The sequence below is a fragment of the Geobacillus sp. DSP4a genome (assembly GCF_013096875.1).
Lineage (GTDB): Bacteria > Bacillota > Bacilli > Bacillales > Anoxybacillaceae > Geobacillus > Geobacillus thermophilus.
Window position 1 is genome coordinate 1 of the sequence record NZ_SDLD01000294.1, and the last position, 251, is coordinate 251.

The window sequence follows — 251 nt, forward strand, 5'->3', positions numbered from 1 at the left end:
ACGCTTCGCGGAACAAGTGACATTCTGCATCGGTTAGGGCTAAGCTATACGAAACCGACCTATACACTAGCCAATGCCGATGAAGAGAAACAAAAAGAATTCGTCGAAATCACCTTCCCTGAAGTAACCTGAATCCGTGATGGTTGGAAATCAACTTTGATTTTGGTGTTAGTTCTATGGATATATGATCCATACATCCCTTTTTTTGATGATTCCCTGCACCACTTTCATGTTTGAAAACGAGATAAATC

At 40.6% G+C, this 251-nt stretch carries 1 pseudogene; it reads left to right on the forward strand.

Annotated features, from left to right (window positions below):
* Positions 1-126: pseudogene (locus tag ETC02_RS17395) on the forward strand (helix-turn-helix domain-containing protein); the annotation flags it as partial.
* Positions 127-251 lie beyond the last annotated feature (125 nt).